This window comes from Neorhizobium sp. P1_A6, assembly GCF_056406795.1.
Map to the genome: position 1 here is coordinate 571453 of NZ_JBFTZM010000001.1, position 14687 is coordinate 586139.

General features: G+C 60.0%; 14 protein-coding genes and 1 pseudogene. 10 read left to right on the forward strand and 5 right to left on the reverse strand.

Features of this window, described 5'->3' with window-relative positions; all coding sequences use genetic code 11:
• Window positions 1-16 precede the first annotated feature (16 nt).
• Window positions 17-664: an HD domain-containing protein gene (locus AC1D3C_RS02660; protein ID WP_477481768.1), complete on the forward strand. Its 648-nt coding sequence runs from the start codon at window positions 17-19 to the stop codon at window positions 662-664.
• Between the two features lie 94 nt (window positions 665-758).
• Here AC1D3C_RS02660 and AC1D3C_RS02665 read toward each other — a convergent pair whose 3' ends face one another.
• Window positions 759-1664, reverse strand: a complete 906-nt coding sequence (locus AC1D3C_RS02665) for a LysR family transcriptional regulator (protein WP_477481769.1) — start codon at window positions 1662-1664, stop codon at window positions 759-761.
• Window positions 1665-1761: 97 nt separating this feature from the next.
• Between AC1D3C_RS02665 and AC1D3C_RS02670 the strand changes: the two genes are divergently transcribed.
• A complete protein-coding gene (locus AC1D3C_RS02670) occupies window positions 1762-2511 on the forward strand; it encodes an SDR family NAD(P)-dependent oxidoreductase (RefSeq protein ID WP_477481770.1) in 750 nt (249 codons plus the stop codon).
• 54 nt (window positions 2512-2565) lie between these two features.
• On the opposite strand, the gene AC1D3C_RS02675 is transcribed toward AC1D3C_RS02670, so the two are convergent.
• From AC1D3C_RS02675 to AC1D3C_RS02685, 3 genes are all read right to left on the reverse strand, one after another.
• Complete coding sequence (locus AC1D3C_RS02675; protein WP_477481771.1) at window positions 2566-2814, reverse strand: hypothetical protein; 249 nt, start codon at window positions 2812-2814, stop codon at window positions 2566-2568.
• Between the two features lie 585 nt (window positions 2815-3399).
• A complete protein-coding gene (locus tag AC1D3C_RS02680) occupies window positions 3400-4335 on the reverse strand; it encodes an AraC family transcriptional regulator (protein WP_477481772.1) in 936 nt (311 codons plus the stop codon).
• A 344-nt stretch (window positions 4336-4679) separates the two neighbouring features.
• Entirely contained in the window at window positions 4680-5516 is an 837-nt protein-coding gene (locus AC1D3C_RS02685; protein ID WP_477481992.1) for an alpha/beta fold hydrolase, read from the reverse strand.
• Between the two features lie 392 nt (window positions 5517-5908).
• Here AC1D3C_RS02685 and AC1D3C_RS02690 point away from each other — a divergent pair.
• Both AC1D3C_RS02690 and AC1D3C_RS02695 read left to right on the forward strand, forming a co-directional pair.
• Window positions 5909-6031, forward strand: a pseudogene (locus AC1D3C_RS02690) (IS5/IS1182 family transposase); the annotation flags it as partial.
• 60 nt (window positions 6032-6091) lie between these two features.
• Window positions 6092-7186 (forward strand): nucleotidyltransferase family protein, encoded by a 1095-nt coding sequence (locus tag AC1D3C_RS02695; protein ID WP_477481993.1) that lies wholly within the window; start codon window positions 6092-6094, stop codon window positions 7184-7186.
• Between the two features lie 126 nt (window positions 7187-7312).
• On the opposite strand, the gene AC1D3C_RS02700 is transcribed toward AC1D3C_RS02695, so the two are convergent.
• Complete coding sequence (locus AC1D3C_RS02700; RefSeq protein ID WP_477481773.1) at window positions 7313-8209, reverse strand: LysR family transcriptional regulator; 897 nt, start codon at window positions 8207-8209, stop codon at window positions 7313-7315.
• A gap of 135 nt (window positions 8210-8344) precedes the next feature.
• On the opposite strand from AC1D3C_RS02700, the gene AC1D3C_RS02705 reads away from it, so the two are divergent.
• Genes AC1D3C_RS02705 through AC1D3C_RS02730 form a run of 6 tightly spaced genes read left to right on the forward strand, consistent with a single transcriptional unit; the run spans window position 8345 to window position 14686 of the window.
• The gene (locus AC1D3C_RS02705) at window positions 8345-9895 is read left to right on the forward strand and encodes an ABC transporter substrate-binding protein (protein ID WP_477481774.1); all 1551 of its coding nucleotides are present in this window, start codon (window positions 8345-8347) and stop codon (window positions 9893-9895) included.
• Window positions 9896-9916: 21 nt separating this feature from the next.
• Window positions 9917-10798, forward strand: coding sequence for a dihydrodipicolinate synthase family protein (locus AC1D3C_RS02710; protein ID WP_477481775.1), 882 nt, complete (start codon window positions 9917-9919; stop codon window positions 10796-10798).
• Window positions 10799-10837: 39 nt separating this feature from the next.
• Window positions 10838-11797, forward strand: a complete 960-nt coding sequence (locus tag AC1D3C_RS02715) for a nucleoside hydrolase (RefSeq protein WP_477481776.1) — start codon at window positions 10838-10840, stop codon at window positions 11795-11797.
• Window positions 11794-12768, forward strand: coding sequence for a nucleoside hydrolase (locus tag AC1D3C_RS02720; RefSeq protein ID WP_477481777.1), 975 nt, complete (start codon window positions 11794-11796; stop codon window positions 12766-12768). The genes AC1D3C_RS02715 and AC1D3C_RS02720 overlap by 4 nt, the downstream gene beginning before the upstream one ends.
• A gap of 5 nt (window positions 12769-12773) precedes the next feature.
• Window positions 12774-13748, forward strand: a complete 975-nt coding sequence (locus AC1D3C_RS02725) for an ABC transporter permease (protein WP_477481778.1) — start codon at window positions 12774-12776, stop codon at window positions 13746-13748.
• Window positions 13748-14686, forward strand: a complete 939-nt coding sequence (locus tag AC1D3C_RS02730; RefSeq protein WP_477481779.1) for an ABC transporter permease — start codon at window positions 13748-13750, stop codon at window positions 14684-14686. Before AC1D3C_RS02725 ends, AC1D3C_RS02730 begins: the two co-directional genes overlap by 1 nt.
• Window position 14687 lies beyond the last annotated feature (1 nt).

The following is a 14687-nucleotide window of genomic DNA, read 5'->3' on the forward strand; positions in this document are numbered from 1 at the left end:
CAGAAAAGGTGATGACATGACTGCGATGGAAATGCGCATAGTCGCCGGTATTTCAGTTCCTCACAACCGGCTCATAGACCGCGCGATAGAGCACGCGCACCATGCCTACGAGCCCTATCTCTTCAATCATGTCATGCGTTCCTGGCTTTTTGCGATAAAGCTCGCTGAGCTGCAGAACATAGCCCATGACGCCGAAGTGCTTGCCATCGGCGCGCTGCTGCATGACATAACCCTCAACGATCGATTTGCGGGGCCTCGCCGCTTCGAAGTGGAAGCAGCCGACCTTGCCCGAGATTTCGCGACAGAAGCGGGGCTCAACGGACGGCGCGCCCAGTTGATCTGGGACAGCGTTGCGCTCAATTCGACACCGTCGATCGGGCTCTACAAGGAGGCTGAAGTGGCCCTTTGTACTGCCGGCATTTGTTTTGATGTGGTCGGTCTGAAATATAGCTTCATCCCATCATCTGACGTGCGGGCGATCGTTGCCGAATTCCCGCGGCTCGGAATGAAGCGAAAAATGACCTCGTGTTTCTGCCATATCGCGAAAACGCAGCCGGAAACCACCTATGACAATTTCGTGCGGGACTTCGGCGAGCGTTTCGTTCCGGGCTATACGGTTCCTTCCTCGGTCGATCTTGTTGCCGCCGCTCCCTTCGACGAGTGATGGGCATACTTTACGGCCCGGTGCAGAACGGTACCTCGCCCATCTGGGACGGCGACGAAGAACCAGGCAGGATATTGGTTATCACCCACCCAAGTTACAGGTCGGCGAGGGTTCTGGCCTCGCCGGCCATGTAATCGCAAAATAGTCTTACACGTGCCGGAACAGTCCGCCCATAAGCATGCAGTATATTAAGGGGGAGCTTCGGAAGTGCGATTTCCGGCGCGAGATCGACGAGCGTGCCGGCTCGCACGTCGTCTGCGACCAGGCATCGCAGAAGAAAGGCCGCGCCAAGCCCGCTCAATGCAGCCTGGATCAGGGCCGAGCCCGTGTCGCAATCGACCCGTCCCCTTGGAATGAACGTCGTGCCGTCCGCAAGCCTGACAGGTTGTACGGCACCATCCATGGTGTAGCGCGCAAAAGGTAAACCTGGGAGGTCATCCACGTCATCCACTGATCTTGGACGTCCGGTTAATTCAAGAAGAGCCGGGGAGGCGACGATCGCCATCGGTAGATCCGCCAGGCGGCGGACGATCAGATCCTCCTGCATTGGCGAGCCGGCGCGCAGCACGACATCGTAGTCCTCACGAACCAGATTGACGAAACGATCGGTCAGCCCGATATCGAGCTGGAGGTCCGGATAATCCTTCGCAAACGTGCCGAACAGGCGGGGGAGTAGCAGCGGCGCAAGCTCGCCGGGCATGCTGATCCGCAGCCTGCCGGAGGGAGCCGCTTCTGGCCGGATGGCTTCATCGCTCGCATCGAGTTCGCGCAGCAGCGGAGCGACGCGCTCAAAGAATGCCTGCCCATCCTGCGTCAGGGTCAGCGCTCGAGTCGAGCGCAGGAAAAGCCGCGTACCGATCTTCTTCTCCAGCCGTGCCACGCTTTTCGAAACCGCCGATGGTGTCGTGCTGAGATCGCGCGCCGCCGCCGTGAACGATCCCGCTTCCACGGTCCTCACGAACGCCGTCAAACCTGACGTCTCATCCAGCAGGTTCGGCATTTACATCTCCGTGGCACAGATCATGTGCCCGACAGGGGGCTAATAGCTCGCACCGCTAGCATTTATCTCATCCTCGAAAGAAAAGGAGATAAACAAAATGCAGCATCTTGCAGACAAGGTCGCCGTAATCACAGGCGGCAATAGCGGTATCGGCAAAGCAACCGCCCGACTGTTCGCAGAGGAAGGCGCTCAGGTCGTTATCACCGGCCGGCGTCAGGACATCGTTGATCGGGCGGTTGGCGAGATCGGCCATGGCGCACTTGGCCTCGTCGGCGACGTCACCGATCCGGAGCATCATCAAAAGCTTGCGGACGTGGTGAAGACGCGCTTTGGCGGGCTGGACATCTATGTGGCTAATGCCGGCGTCATCAACCTTACCGCCTCTGACACCGTTACACTGGAGGACTACGACCGGCACTTTGCCACCAATACCCGCGGTGTTTTCCTTGGCGTGCAGGGGATCGCCCCGCTGATCCGGGTCGGCGGCAACATCATCGTTACGAGCTCGCTCGCCGCCACCAAGGTCCTGCCAAATCACATCGTTTATGCCGGCTCCAAAGCGGCTGTTGCCGCGTTCGCGAAGAACTGGGCGATCGAGTTCAAGCCGCGGAAGATCCGCGTCAATATCCTCAGCCCCGGACCGGTGGAAACCGCCATCCTCGGCAAGCTGGGCGTTTCGGAGGCCGATCGCCCGGCGTTCGAGGACTACATGGCATCCCTTATCCCTGCTGGGCGGATGGGGCGTCCGGAGGAAGTCGCCCGCGCGGCCCTGTTTCTTGCTTCGGCAGCGGGAAGCTTCGTCAATGGTGTCGAATTGCATGTCGATGGCGGCATGACGCTGGCCTAAAGGATCGAAGCAGCCAACCCCTACGGGTTGGCTGCTTCGGACGAATATACTTCGTCAGTTTGGACGCTGGATTCCTTCATAATAATCGCCGCTATCGATGGCCTTCTCATCCAGGAGACGGCCGTACACGGGAGCCGTGTGCGACACCGAACCGGTATAGTCCCGGCTAACCGGCGGGCGGGACTGTTGCCTGACGGTATTCTTCTGGGCACCTTCGTAATAATCTCCCTCTGCATAGGTAACGCCGGCAGAGCCTGCTGAGGCAATCAGTACGAGCGCGAAAGCGGTCTTGATGTTTGTCATGGTTGATCTCCTTCAGAGTTGTCCGAGGTGCTGGGTTGCGACCTCACCTGCGGAATGTTTCGGTGGATTGCATGAACTGCGGGACGGAGTTAGTTGATGTCTTCGTCGCCCGGTTTTCGGTTGTCGCGAGACGTGCGAGGACGAATTACGTCCGGTTTTCCAGAGTTATAAGCGACTGCAGCGGTCGTGAGCGCCGACCGTCCAGAAGGTTCACGATGCTCCTTTCCGAAATCGGCCGGCGTTCCAACGAGGGCCGACGAAACAAGCAGTCCGGACAGAGCGTAGAGAGTGGCTTCTCTCAGCATGTCATTCTCCTTATGGGTTTACATTCGTATTCCAGTGACGGGGTCCATTCCTGATCATGGCGCTACATCGATAACATAAGTAACGTCTGATCACCTTCGGAAATAAATAGCATAGACGCCTTCACGAAAGGTATGTCATTGACTTGAACAATCGCTATTGGGTCACTAACGTTTCTTGATCATTGCTTCTCCTTAACTGTGACTGTCGATTTTCAAAGAATATCGCAAAGGAGACGCTGAAGACATTTCAGAGTTGCTCGGAATGTTGAGGGATTGCGGTCTATAGGGCCGCCCGCCGCCATTCGCCGGGGGTCAGGCCCGTATGGCGCTTGAAGGCCACACAGAAGGCGGTGAGGGTCCCATAGCCCAGCACGCCTGCGATATCCGTGATCTGCATCATGGGATCCCGCAGCATGGCCATGGCCTGTTCCATCCGCCTCTGGCGCAACCATTCGTAGGGTGTCATGCCGGTGCTTTTCTTAAACGCGCGGCAGAAGTGAAAGCGGGAAAGGTTGGCCGCTTCGGCGAGCGCGCCGAGCGAAAGATCCTCCTCCTTTTCAGACGACAGCCGCTCGAGGGACATCCGCAAAATCCCCGGCGCCAGGCCGCCCGAGGCTTTTTCTAACGCCTCACAGACGCCGGCATGGGTTTTCATGAGATGGATGGCGATCAGGCTTGCAAGCTGCTGGCGATAGAGCCCGTCCAGGCTGCTGATACCATTGGACGACTGATGCGCCATCGTAAGCAGGGTCGCCATCACGTTGTCCTGCTGCGCAGTACTCTCGACCAACGATCGACCTTCCCCGGGGCATTCCCGGGCAACCCGGTCAAGGAGATCCGGGGAGAGATAGAGCTGCACGATGTCCATTGGCCCGTGAATATCCCAACGTGACGTCGATCCTGCCGGGATGAAGGTTATGCTGCCTTGGCGTCCCATACCTGTTGCATATGCCTTCCCGGACCGGCGCTCCAGCCGCTGCATAGCGCCGAGATAGGTCATGATCACGTGATCCGACATGGGGTGCACGACGTCGTGGAACGGGTTGTGTTTCCATCGGGCGAGCCGGGTATCAAAGGGATCGTCGATACGGAAGGATTCCACCGGGGCAGTGCGCAGGACGCGCTCCATTTCGCGGTCCGGTGACACATGTCCCTCCTGCGGTCTGGCATCTGCCATCACATCAGGAGGAAGCGACTGAAATTTGAAAGGAGCCATGCTTCAATCCCTCCAGCGAACTCGTCGTCGAGAACGTGAAAGGAAGATAGAATGCAGCTACCACTGACGATATTGGCCACTGGAGTATGCCGATCTGTTCCGGCGAATGGACAGTCCTTAGCAAATGCCGTGCTTAACGCCGACTATCTGAGGAAACATCCTGTGCTCAGGGATAGCGTTCACAACCAAAGCATTTGCTGGCGCCAACATCGGCATTGGCCGCGTCAGCTCGGGAATTATAATGTCACTCTTTCAACTGGAGTCGCCGTCCGCTTGCTTTTGAAAATGTCATAAAAAGAACCGGGAAGCGGCGCTGGCGGCGGATAGCGCCGCTTCCCAGCCGACTACCGCTCGATGAAGGCGAGCAGGTCGGCGTTGACGATTTCGGCATGCGTCGTGCACATTCCGTGCGGCAGGTTGGGATAAATCTTAAGGGTGGAGTCCCTTAGAAGCTGGGCCGAGAGCGGCGCGGAGTCGGCGATCGGCACGATCTGGTCGTCATCGCCATGCATCACAAGCGTCGACACGGTGATCTTTTTGAGATCTTCGGTGAAATCCGTTTCCGAAAACGCCCTGATGCCGAGATATTGCGCGTTGGCACCACCCATCATCGACTGGCGCCACCAGTTCTGGACGATCGTTTCGATCTTTTTGGTACCTTCCCGATTGAAGCCATAGAAGGGGCCGCTTGCGAGATCATGGTAAAATTGGGCGCGGTTTGCGGCAAGTTGTGAGCGCAGGCCGTCGAAGACTTCGATCGGCAGCCCGCCGGGATTTGCCTTGGTCTTGACCATGATCGGCGGCACGGCGCCGATCAGTACCAGCTTTGCGGCGCGTCCGTCAGGCTGGCCGTGCCTGGCGACATAGCGCGTGGCCTCGCCGCCACCGGTCGAGTGCCCGATATGAATGGCGTTGCGAAGATCGAGGTGCTTGGCGACTGCAGCAAAATCGGCCGCATAGTGATCCATATCGTGGCCGTCGCTGACCTGGCTCGAGCGGCCGTGGCCCCGCCGGTCGTGGGCGATCACACGATATCCCTTGCCGAGGAAAAAAAGCATCTGGGTGTCCCAGTCGTCGGCGGAAAGCGGCCAGCCATGATGAAAGACGAGCGGCTGAGCGGTCTTTGGGCCCCAGTCCTTGTAGAAGATCTCGGCGCCATCGGGAGTGGTTACGTAGTTCATGTCACTGCTTTCCTTGTTGGTCTGACGGCTTTTGGAGGCGGTGCTCTTGGCTGCGGCGCCGGCGGGCATTGCCGCCAGAACCGAAGCGGAAAGACCGGCAATCAGCACGTTGCGCCGGAACGCTTGCGGTGGCGCGAAAAGATGTTCGCTTGTATTCGATGAGTCTGGGAAAGAGTTTCCGATCATGATTTTCTCCGTGTTTGATGCATCCACGAGAGAGGTCTTACTCAATGGCGAAAACCCATGACCTTTCAGAATTGCGCTGCGTGTAGCGGAGTTGCTGTCCTTTTCACGGCGCGGCTCCAGAAGGTTTTGAACTCTCTTCGGGCGACGTGACGCATCCCAAGCCAAGGCCAGTTGATGCCTCTTCTCGATGATGTCCCGGGGCGGCCGATATGGACGGACGTGCTCTCGTGCTTGATCCTCAACCGGCCGACGTTCAGAATCGCGATCGTGCTATCCCGGTTCTGCGACGGTCTCGGAAGATCTTACCGTTCGTGGCATCCTATCTTGCGACCTATCCTCTCGACCGTTATACTGTTTTTGAAAAACAGTATAACATCGGAGTCGAGCTTATGAAGTCTATCGACCTCATGTATCAGACGATGCTCGCCGAGCTAGGTCAGCGCTCGCTCGACGCCGCTTGGACGGCCGATTTCCCTCCGGAGGGTCGGTTCACCCCGGCGAACATCAAGGGGCGCAAATACTGGTACTTCGACATTCCAGATGGACATGGTGGTACGAAACGTCGTTACGTCGGTTCTGCTGATGATCCGGATATCGCGCAGCGCGTAGCTGATCATAAGCGGGACAAGGACGATCTACGTGCTCGCAGGCGCTTGGTAAATACCCTGACCCGCGAAGGCGGGATGGTCGCCCCTGACGCCATGTCGGGCGACATAGTCGAGGCTCTTGCCGATGGCGGTCTCTTCCGGCTCCGGGGTATTCTCATCGGCACGGTGGCCTTTCAGTGCTATTCAGGACTGCTGGGCGTCCGCCTTCCTATGGCTGCGATTCTGACCGGCGATGCGGACATCGCCCAGGACTATGCCATCAGTCAGGAGCTTGAAGACAGTCTGCCTCCGATCGTTGAGCTGTTGCAGGGCGTCGACGCCAGCTTCCGGCCAATTCCACATCGATCGGGATCCGCGGCCTCGTCGGCGTTTCAGAATGCCGACGGCTACAGGGTTGAATTCCTGACGTCGAACCGTGGTTCGGATGACTACGTCGACCAGCCGGCGAAGATGCCCGCCCTTGGTGGCGCCAGCGCGGATCCATTACGCTTTCTCGACTTCCTCATAAGGGAACCCGTCAGGACAATGCTGCTCCACCGAAGCGGCGTCCCAGTCGTCGTCCCCGATCCGTCCCGGTATGCGGTCCACAAGCTCATAGTCGCTAGCCGCCGACACACTGACGGGCAGGGCCCGGCGAAGCGAGAGAAGGACGTTCGTCAAGCTGCGCTGCTCCTTGAGGCTCTGCAGCAGACAAGGCGATCTGCCGACTTGGCGCTCGTCTACAACGAAGCATGGGAGCGCGGGCCTGCGTGGCAAGAAGCTATTCGAACCGGGGCGGGAATGCTGCTTCCACAAGATGCCGAGCGGCTCCGCACCGTCCTGATCGAGGGCGCGAAAAAGAACCGCGAAGAAATTGAACTTCCGTTGGGAGAGTAGGCTGTCTTCCACCTCGAAAGCCAAGCAGTTGATTTAATTCGAAAGTGGCGAAGACAAATATGGTGTCGAGAGTTCGTGTCCACTCAATAGCACCGACTTCCACTGATCGACCGCCCCAAGCATACTTCATCTGGTATTGTTGATAGCATACATCATATCCTGCATCCGCCTTACGATGTCGTCCAGCACTGCAATGCGCTGCCCGCCTGACGGACGGATGGCGAAATAGGAGACTTCGATCTTCGGCTCGAACGGAATGGCGATGATGTCGGCGCTGGCGGACCGAAGGCTGGTGTGATCGACGATGCCGACACCCATTCCCGATGCCGCGAAATAGCAGCAGTTCAGCATCGAGGTTTCCATCGTGCTGATCGGTTGATGGTCTTCATTCGAAAAGGCGCGGTCCAGCGCCAGCCTGAGCGGCGAATTGCGGCCCGGGATCAGGACGCGCTCGTCCAGAAGGTCGGCGGGCGTGATAACCTTGCGAGACGCCAGCCGGTGGCCGGGCGCCATGGCGGCGACCGCATGCGAACCGTGCAGCAGGACGGCATTCTTGTCGGCCATGCGCGGCGAGCTGAAGACGAAGCCGAGATCATAGCGGTTTTTCTCGACCATGTCCCAGATATGGCGGCTGTTTTCGACATCGATCACCAGTGGGATGTCCAAACGTTTGCCGACAACATCGATGATCGCCTGATGCAGGTAGGGCCGGACCAGTGAGGTGACGCTGGCGATCCTCAGCACGATGTTCTTGTGCCGGCGGATATCGTCGGCGGCCTGGGCGATCTGGTCGAGGCCGAGATAAAGCCGCTCGACCTCCCGGAAGAGCTGCGTCGCCTCGGCTGTCGGCATCAACCGGGTTCCGACCCGTTCGAACAGCCTGATCTCAACGATTTCCTCCAAGTCGCGGATGAGGCGGCTGACGGCAGGCTGAGTGACGTTCATCGCCTCGGCGGCGGCGGTAATGCCGCCCGTCATCATCACGCTTCTGAAGGCTTCGACCTGCCGTGGTTTCAATCGCATGCGCTTGGCTCTCCCATAACATTAGGACATGAACGGAATACCAAATGCAATTTTTCTTTTCTGGCCCGAGGCTTTAATGCCATCTCTAATCCGCTGGGAGAGCGCGGATTTCGGAAACCCCGGAGGAGCTCCATCATGAAATTCCTTACGATCGCAGCCGCACTGGCAGCGTCAGTTTTTGCCGCACCGCTCGCAGCCCATGCGAAGGATCTCACCGTTGGTCTGGCCGCCTCGACCACATCCATGGATCCGCAGTTCTATGTCGTCGGCCCGAACAGCGCCATGGCGCGCAACATCTTCGACGGTCTCGTCAATCAGGATGCCAAGCAGCAGATCCAGCCGGCACTCGCCGCGTCTTGGAAGACGATCGACGATACGACCTGGGAGTTCAAGCTGCGGCCGAACGTCAAGTTTCACGACGGCAGCGACTTCACGGCTGACGACGTCGTCGCCAGCATCAAACGCGTGCCGCTCGCCTCGAAGAACAGTCCAAGCTCGTTCGCAGCCTATGTGAAGGCGATCACCGATGTCACCGCCGTCGATCCGCTCACGGTGCGCATCAAGACGGACGGTCCGACGCCGCTCCTTCTGAACAACCTCAGCCGCATTGCCATCCTGCCGGCCGAGATGGAAAAGACGACCACCGAAGACATGAACTCGGGCAAGGGCGTCATCGGCACCGGTCCGTTCAAGTTCGTCTCCTGGACGCCGGACGACAACGTTGTCGTCGCGCGCAACGACGGCTACTGGGGCGAGAAGGCTGCCTGGGACAAGGTGACGTTCCGGGTGTTCAAGAACAGCAGCGCCCGTGTCGCCGCCATGCTTTCCGGCGATGTCGACATGATCGAGAGCATTCCGACTGCCGACACGCGCAAGCTCCAGGCGTCCGACAAGCTGAAGGTCGTCAACGTTGCGGGCAACCGCATCATGTATCTGCACATGGATCAGGGCCGCGAGGAATCGCCCTTCGCCAAGGGTCCGGACGGCAAGAACCCGCTGCTGAAGCCGGAAGTACGTCGCGCGCTTTCTCTCTCGATCAACCGTGAGGCGCTCGTCGACCGCATCATGGACGGCCAAGGCGTGCCGGCCGGGCAGGTCGTTCCGGAAGGTTATTTCGGTTATGACCCGGCCATCAAGGTCGATGCCTACGACCCGAACAAGGCTAAGGAAATGCTGGCCAAGGCGGGTTATCCAGACGGTTTCTCGTTGACCTTCCACGCATCGAACGACCGTTATCCGAACGACTCCAAGGTGGCGCAGGCGATTGGCCAGTTCTTCAGCCGCATCGGCATCAAAACGGAGGTCGTGACGCTGCCGGGCAGCGTCTACTTCACCCGCGCTTCCAATCTGGAGTTCAGCTTCATCATGGGCGGTGCCGCCGTCGAAACCGGCGAAGCCTCAGGTGTGCTCGGCCCGATCCTCGAGACCTATGGCGAGAAGGCAGGGCAGGGCAATCGCGGCCGCTACTCCAATCCGGAGTTCGACAAGGCGTTGAGCGAAGCCCGTGGTACGCTCGATGATGCCAAGCGTGAGGCGCTCCTGAAGAAGGCGACCGAGATCGCCATGACCGATCTCGGTGTCATCCCGGTCTTTTACCTCGCCAACACCTGGGCTCTGAAGAACGGCCTTTCCTATGAAGGCCGGTCGGATGCCTACACGCTTCCCTATTATGTGAAGTCGAACTGATCCGGAAAGCGGTGATCCGTCATGTCTTTCAGCGGTGTTTTTCCCTACCTTGTTTCGCCGATCGACCAGTCGGGCGCGGTCATGGAAGGCGTGCTGACGGATCTCGTGGATCATCTGATCGACGCTGGCGTCCATGGATTGACGCCGCTCGGCAGCACCGGTGAATTTGCCTATCTCTCCCAAGAGCAGCGGCGTCACGTCGTCGACACCGTAATCTCGGCCAATCGCGGCCGGGTGCCCGTTGTCGCCGGCGTGGCGTCTACGTCGACCAGCGATGCCGTTGCTCAGACGGAATACATGGTCGAGGCGGGAGCCGACGGCATATTGGCTATTCTTGAGGCCTACTTCCCGGTCAGCGATGAGGGCGTCGAAGCCTATTTCACGGCGATCGCCAGGGCGGCCAGGGGGCGGCCGGTCGTTCTCTACACCAATCCGCAGTTCCAGCGTTCCGATCTCACTCTCCCCGTGATCGAGCGTCTGAGCCATGTCGAGAACATCCGCTACATCAAGGATGCCTCGACCAATACCGGGCGCTTGCTCTCCATCATCGAGCGGACCCGCGGCCGGATGGAAGTGTTTGCCGCCTCCGCGCATATTCCGGTCTGCGTGATGATGATCGGCGGGGTCGGCTGGATGGCAGGTCCGGCCTGCATCGTGCCGCGCCAGAGCATTGCCCTCTACGAAGCGGCGAAGGCGGGGGACTGGGCAAAGGCGATGGAATTGCAGCGTCCGCTTTGGCGCGTCAACGAGATCTTCGCGAAATATTCGATCGCCGCCTGCATCAAGACGGCGCTCGAGCTTCAGGGCTTTCCGGTCGGCGCGCCGATGGCGCCGCAGGTGCCGCTCGCAGACGCGGCCCGTGCCGAGATCGGTGCGGTTCTGCGTGATGTCGGCGCACTCTGAGCGCCGGCACACCACCGATAATTCAAGGGCAAATTCGAAATGACTCCAATTCCGATCATCGTGGATTGCGATCCGGGGATAGACGACACGATCGCACTTCTGACTGCTTTCGTTTCGCCGGAACTCGACATCCTCGGCATCACGCCCGTCTGCGGCAACCAGCCGCTCGAACGCACGGTGCGCAATGCCCTGCAGGTCTGCGAACTGGGCCGAAGGTCGGATATTCCGGTCTATGCCGGCTGCTTCCGGCCAATGCTGCGCGAGCCGATCTTCGGCCAGTTCCATGGCAAGACCGGGCTGGGCAATACGGTGCTGCCGGAACCGGTGAAGACAGTCGAGCCCAAGTCCGCAGTCGATTTTCTGATCGACACCTTGACCGCCGCAGCTCTGGAAAAAAAACCAATCACCGTCTGTTGCCTCGGTCCGATGACCAATCTCGCTGTGGCGCTGCGGATGAACCCGCAGGTCGCCGAGGGCATCGAGCGTATCGTGATGATGGGTGGCGCCTATCGCGAGCCCGGCAACCGGACGATGACCGCGGAATTCAACGTGCTGGCCGATCCGCATGCCGCGCATGTCGTGTTTTCAAGCGGCATCCCGATCGTCGCACTGGCACTCGATGCGACGCATCAGGTCATGCTGAAGCCGGAGCACGTCGCGGAGTTTTCGAATGTCAGCGGCCGCATTTCGCAGACGCTTGCCGAACTCATGGCTTTCTGGGATCGCAACGACGTGCGCCGCTACGGTTCGCGCGGCGGGCCTCTCCATGATCCGCTGGTGATCGCGTACCTTCTGGCGCCGCATCTCTTTACGACCGAGCGCGCCCGGGTGTTCGTCGAGCACGAGAGCGAACTTTGCATGGGCCAGACCGTCGCCGACTGGTACGGAAAGAGCGGCCTCGAACCCAATGCGGATATCGTGACCAAGGTGGATGCGGAGGGCATTATCGCCTTCTTCCTCGATCGCCTTTCGCGTTACGCCGAAAAGGCCGTCGCATGAGCCGCCAACGGGTCATCATCGATGCGGACCCTGGCTTGGATGACGCGGCGGCCATCCTCATGGCTCTGGCATCGCCGGAGCTCGACGTGCTCGGCCTGTCGATCGTCGCTGGAAATGTCCCTTTGCAGGATACGGTGGCGAACGCCTGCAAGATCGTCGGCGTCTCAGGCCGCACCGATGTGCCCGTCTACGCGGGCGCGGCCGGACCGCTGGTCCGGGAGCAGGTGTTCGGAAAATATGCGAGGATCGGCGCGTTCAGCGATGACCTCGTCGCACGCAGCGGCATTGAGCCGTCGGAAGAACATGCGGTACGGTTCATCGTGAGATCGGCGCGCGAAGCGGCCAGAGCCGGTGAGCCGATCACCATCTGCGCCATCGGGCCGATGACCAATCTTGCGCTTGCCCTCATCCAGCACCCTGATGTGGCGCGCGGCATACGGCAGATCGTGTCGATGGGCGGCGCCTTCACTGCGCTCGGCCATCGCACTCCCTGGGCCGAGTTCAACGTGCTTGCGGACCCGCACGCGGCAGAGATCGTCTATCGTTCCGGCGTCCCGATCGTGGTGATGCCGCTCGACATGACCTTCCAGGCGCTGTTCACTGCAGAACACGTCAGGAGCTTTAGCGCTCGCGGCGGGGCCGCGGGGTGCGCGCTCTACAATCTCTTCTCGACCTTCGACCGCAGTGACATAGCGCGCTTCGGACGGCCGGGCGGGCCGATCCACGACGCGACGACGATCGCGTGGCTGATCAGGCCGGAGCTTTTCACCAGCCGCAAGGCAACCGTCGGCACGCAGGTCACCGGGCTCACGATGGGTTATACCTATGCCGACTTCTACCACAAGATGGACCGCACCCCAAACGCCACCGTGGTGACCGACGTGGACGAGGCGGGGTTCATCAATCTGTTGATCGAGCGCATCTCGCTTTATGGAAGCGCCGCGCCCGGTCCCAAAACGCCGGGAGGCTGAAATCTATGAGCGGTTATCTCTTAAGCCGATCGATCCAGACGGTTCTGACGCTATTTGTGATGTCGGTTCTGGTTTTCGTGGGCCTTTATCTCGTCGGCAATCCGGTTGACGTGCTCCTGAGCTCCACGGCGACGCCGACGGAACGCCTGCAGGTCATCCAGGCCTTCGGGCTCGATAAGCCGGTATGGGAGCAATATTGGTTGTTCCTCACACGTGCGTTGTCCGGTGACCTCGGCAATTCCTTCGTCTTCAACCAGCCGGCGCTGACGCTGATCCTCAAACGCATGCCGGCGACGCTTGAACTTGCGTTCGTGGCGCTCGTCCTCGGTCTCGTCTTCGGAATTCCGCTCGGCGTCTACGCGGGCCTGAAGCCGAAGAGCCTGATCTCCAAATCGGTGATGACCTTCTCGATCCTCGGCTTCAGCCTGCCGACCTTCTGGATCGGCCTGGTGATGGTGATGCTGTTCAGCGTCCAGCTGGGGTGGCTGCCGGCCTCCGGGCGAGGCGAGACGGTGCCGGTTTTCGGCGTTCCCATCAGCCTCTTCACGCTGGATGGCCTGTCTCATCTTCTTCTGCCGGCGCTGAACCTGGCGCTGTTCAAGATTTCCCTCATCATCCGTCTCACGCGCGCCGGTGTGCTCGAAACAATGCAGCTCGATTTCGTTCGTTTCGCGCGCGCCAAGGGCCTGCCGGAACGCCGGATCGTCACCGTGCATGTGCTGAAGAACACGCTCATTCCGCTGATCACGGTCATCGGGCTCGAACTCGGTTCGCTGATCGCGTTCGCGGTCGTCACCGAAACGATCTTCGCCTGGCCGGGCATGGGCAAGCTCATCATCGACGCCATCGCCGTTCTCGATCGCCCGCTAATCCTCGCATACCTGATGATCACCGTCGTGATGTTCAGCGTCATCAACCTCCTCGTCGATATCCTCTACTCGATCGTCGACCCGCGCGTTCGTCTTGAAGGGAATTCGTGATGAGCCAGGACACCAATGCTGCCGGTTCAGTCCATGTCGGCAACGCCGACGGTCAGGCACGCCGCTCGCGCTCGCCGTTCCGTCAGATGATTGTCGCCCTCCTGCACGACAAGCTGGCGCTTGTCGGCATCTTTCTGGTGCTGGTCTTCATTCTGGCTGCCGTTCTTGCGCCCCTGATCGCGCCGCAGAACCCGTATGATCTGTCGCAGCTTGACATCCTCGACGGGCGGCTGCCTCCCGGCTCGCAGAGCATGAACGGGATGGTATACCTGATCGGCACCGACGACCAGGGCCGTGATCTCCTGAGCGCCGTCCTTTACGGGCTGAGGACCAGTATCCTCGTCGGCATATCGAGTGCGGCGATCGCATTGGTGATCGGCGCCTCCCTCGGTCTCGTCAGCGCCTATGCCGGTGGCCGGCTGGATTCGTTCCTGATGCGCGTCGTCGACATCCAGCTCAGCTTCCCGGCGATCCTGATCGCGCTGATCTTCCTCGCCGTCCTGGGGCAAGGGGCCGACAAGATCATCCTGGCGCTGATCGTCACCCAATGGGCCTATTACGCCCGCACGATCCGCGGCTCGGCATTGGTGGAGCGCAAGCGCGCCTACGTGGACGCGGCCAGGTCCATGGCACTTCCCGACCGGCGCATCCTCTTCAGGCACATCCTGCCGAACTGCTTGCCGCCGCTGATCGTCGTCGCGACCATGCGCGTCGCCTATGCGATCATGCTGGAGGCGACGCTTTCCTTCCTTGGCATCGGCCTGCCGGTGACCGAGCCGTCGCTCGGCCTGCTGATCTCGAACGGGTTCGAATACCTGCTCTCAGGCGACTACTGGATCAGCTTCTTCCCCGGTCTGGTCCTTCTGTTGCTCATCGTCGGCATCAACCTGATCGGCGATAGCCTGCGCGACATTCTCAATCCCCGGCGGGAAGGCTGAG

Bases quoted from the DNA above. Each gene is read 5' to 3' on its own strand.
- AC1D3C_RS02660 (WP_477481768.1), top strand. From the start codon at position 17: ATGACTGCGATGGAAATGCGCATAGTCGCCGGTATTTCAGTTCCTCAC.
- AC1D3C_RS02665 (WP_477481769.1), bottom strand. From the start codon at position 1,664: ATGCCGAACCTGCTGGATGAGACGTCAGGTTTGACGGCGTTCGTGAGG.
- AC1D3C_RS02670 (WP_477481770.1), top strand. From the start codon at position 1,762: ATGCAGCATCTTGCAGACAAGGTCGCCGTAATCACAGGCGGCAATAGC.
- AC1D3C_RS02675 (WP_477481771.1), bottom strand. From the start codon at position 2,814: ATGACAAACATCAAGACCGCTTTCGCGCTCGTACTGATTGCCTCAGCA.
- AC1D3C_RS02680 (WP_477481772.1), bottom strand. From the start codon at position 4,335: ATGGCTCCTTTCAAATTTCAGTCGCTTCCTCCTGATGTGATGGCAGAT.
- AC1D3C_RS02685 (WP_477481992.1), bottom strand. From the start codon at position 5,516: ATGAACTACGTAACCACTCCCGATGGCGCCGAGATCTTCTACAAGGAC.
- AC1D3C_RS02695 (WP_477481993.1), top strand. From the start codon at position 6,092: ATGAAGTCTATCGACCTCATGTATCAGACGATGCTCGCCGAGCTAGGT.
- AC1D3C_RS02700 (WP_477481773.1), bottom strand. From the start codon at position 8,209: ATGCGATTGAAACCACGGCAGGTCGAAGCCTTCAGAAGCGTGATGATG.
- AC1D3C_RS02705 (WP_477481774.1), top strand. From the start codon at position 8,345: ATGAAATTCCTTACGATCGCAGCCGCACTGGCAGCGTCAGTTTTTGCC.
- AC1D3C_RS02710 (WP_477481775.1), top strand. From the start codon at position 9,917: ATGTCTTTCAGCGGTGTTTTTCCCTACCTTGTTTCGCCGATCGACCAG.
- AC1D3C_RS02715 (WP_477481776.1), top strand. From the start codon at position 10,838: ATGACTCCAATTCCGATCATCGTGGATTGCGATCCGGGGATAGACGAC.
- AC1D3C_RS02720 (WP_477481777.1), top strand. From the start codon at position 11,794: ATGAGCCGCCAACGGGTCATCATCGATGCGGACCCTGGCTTGGATGAC.
- AC1D3C_RS02725 (WP_477481778.1), top strand. From the start codon at position 12,774: ATGAGCGGTTATCTCTTAAGCCGATCGATCCAGACGGTTCTGACGCTA.
- AC1D3C_RS02730 (WP_477481779.1), top strand. From the start codon at position 13,748: ATGAGCCAGGACACCAATGCTGCCGGTTCAGTCCATGTCGGCAACGCC.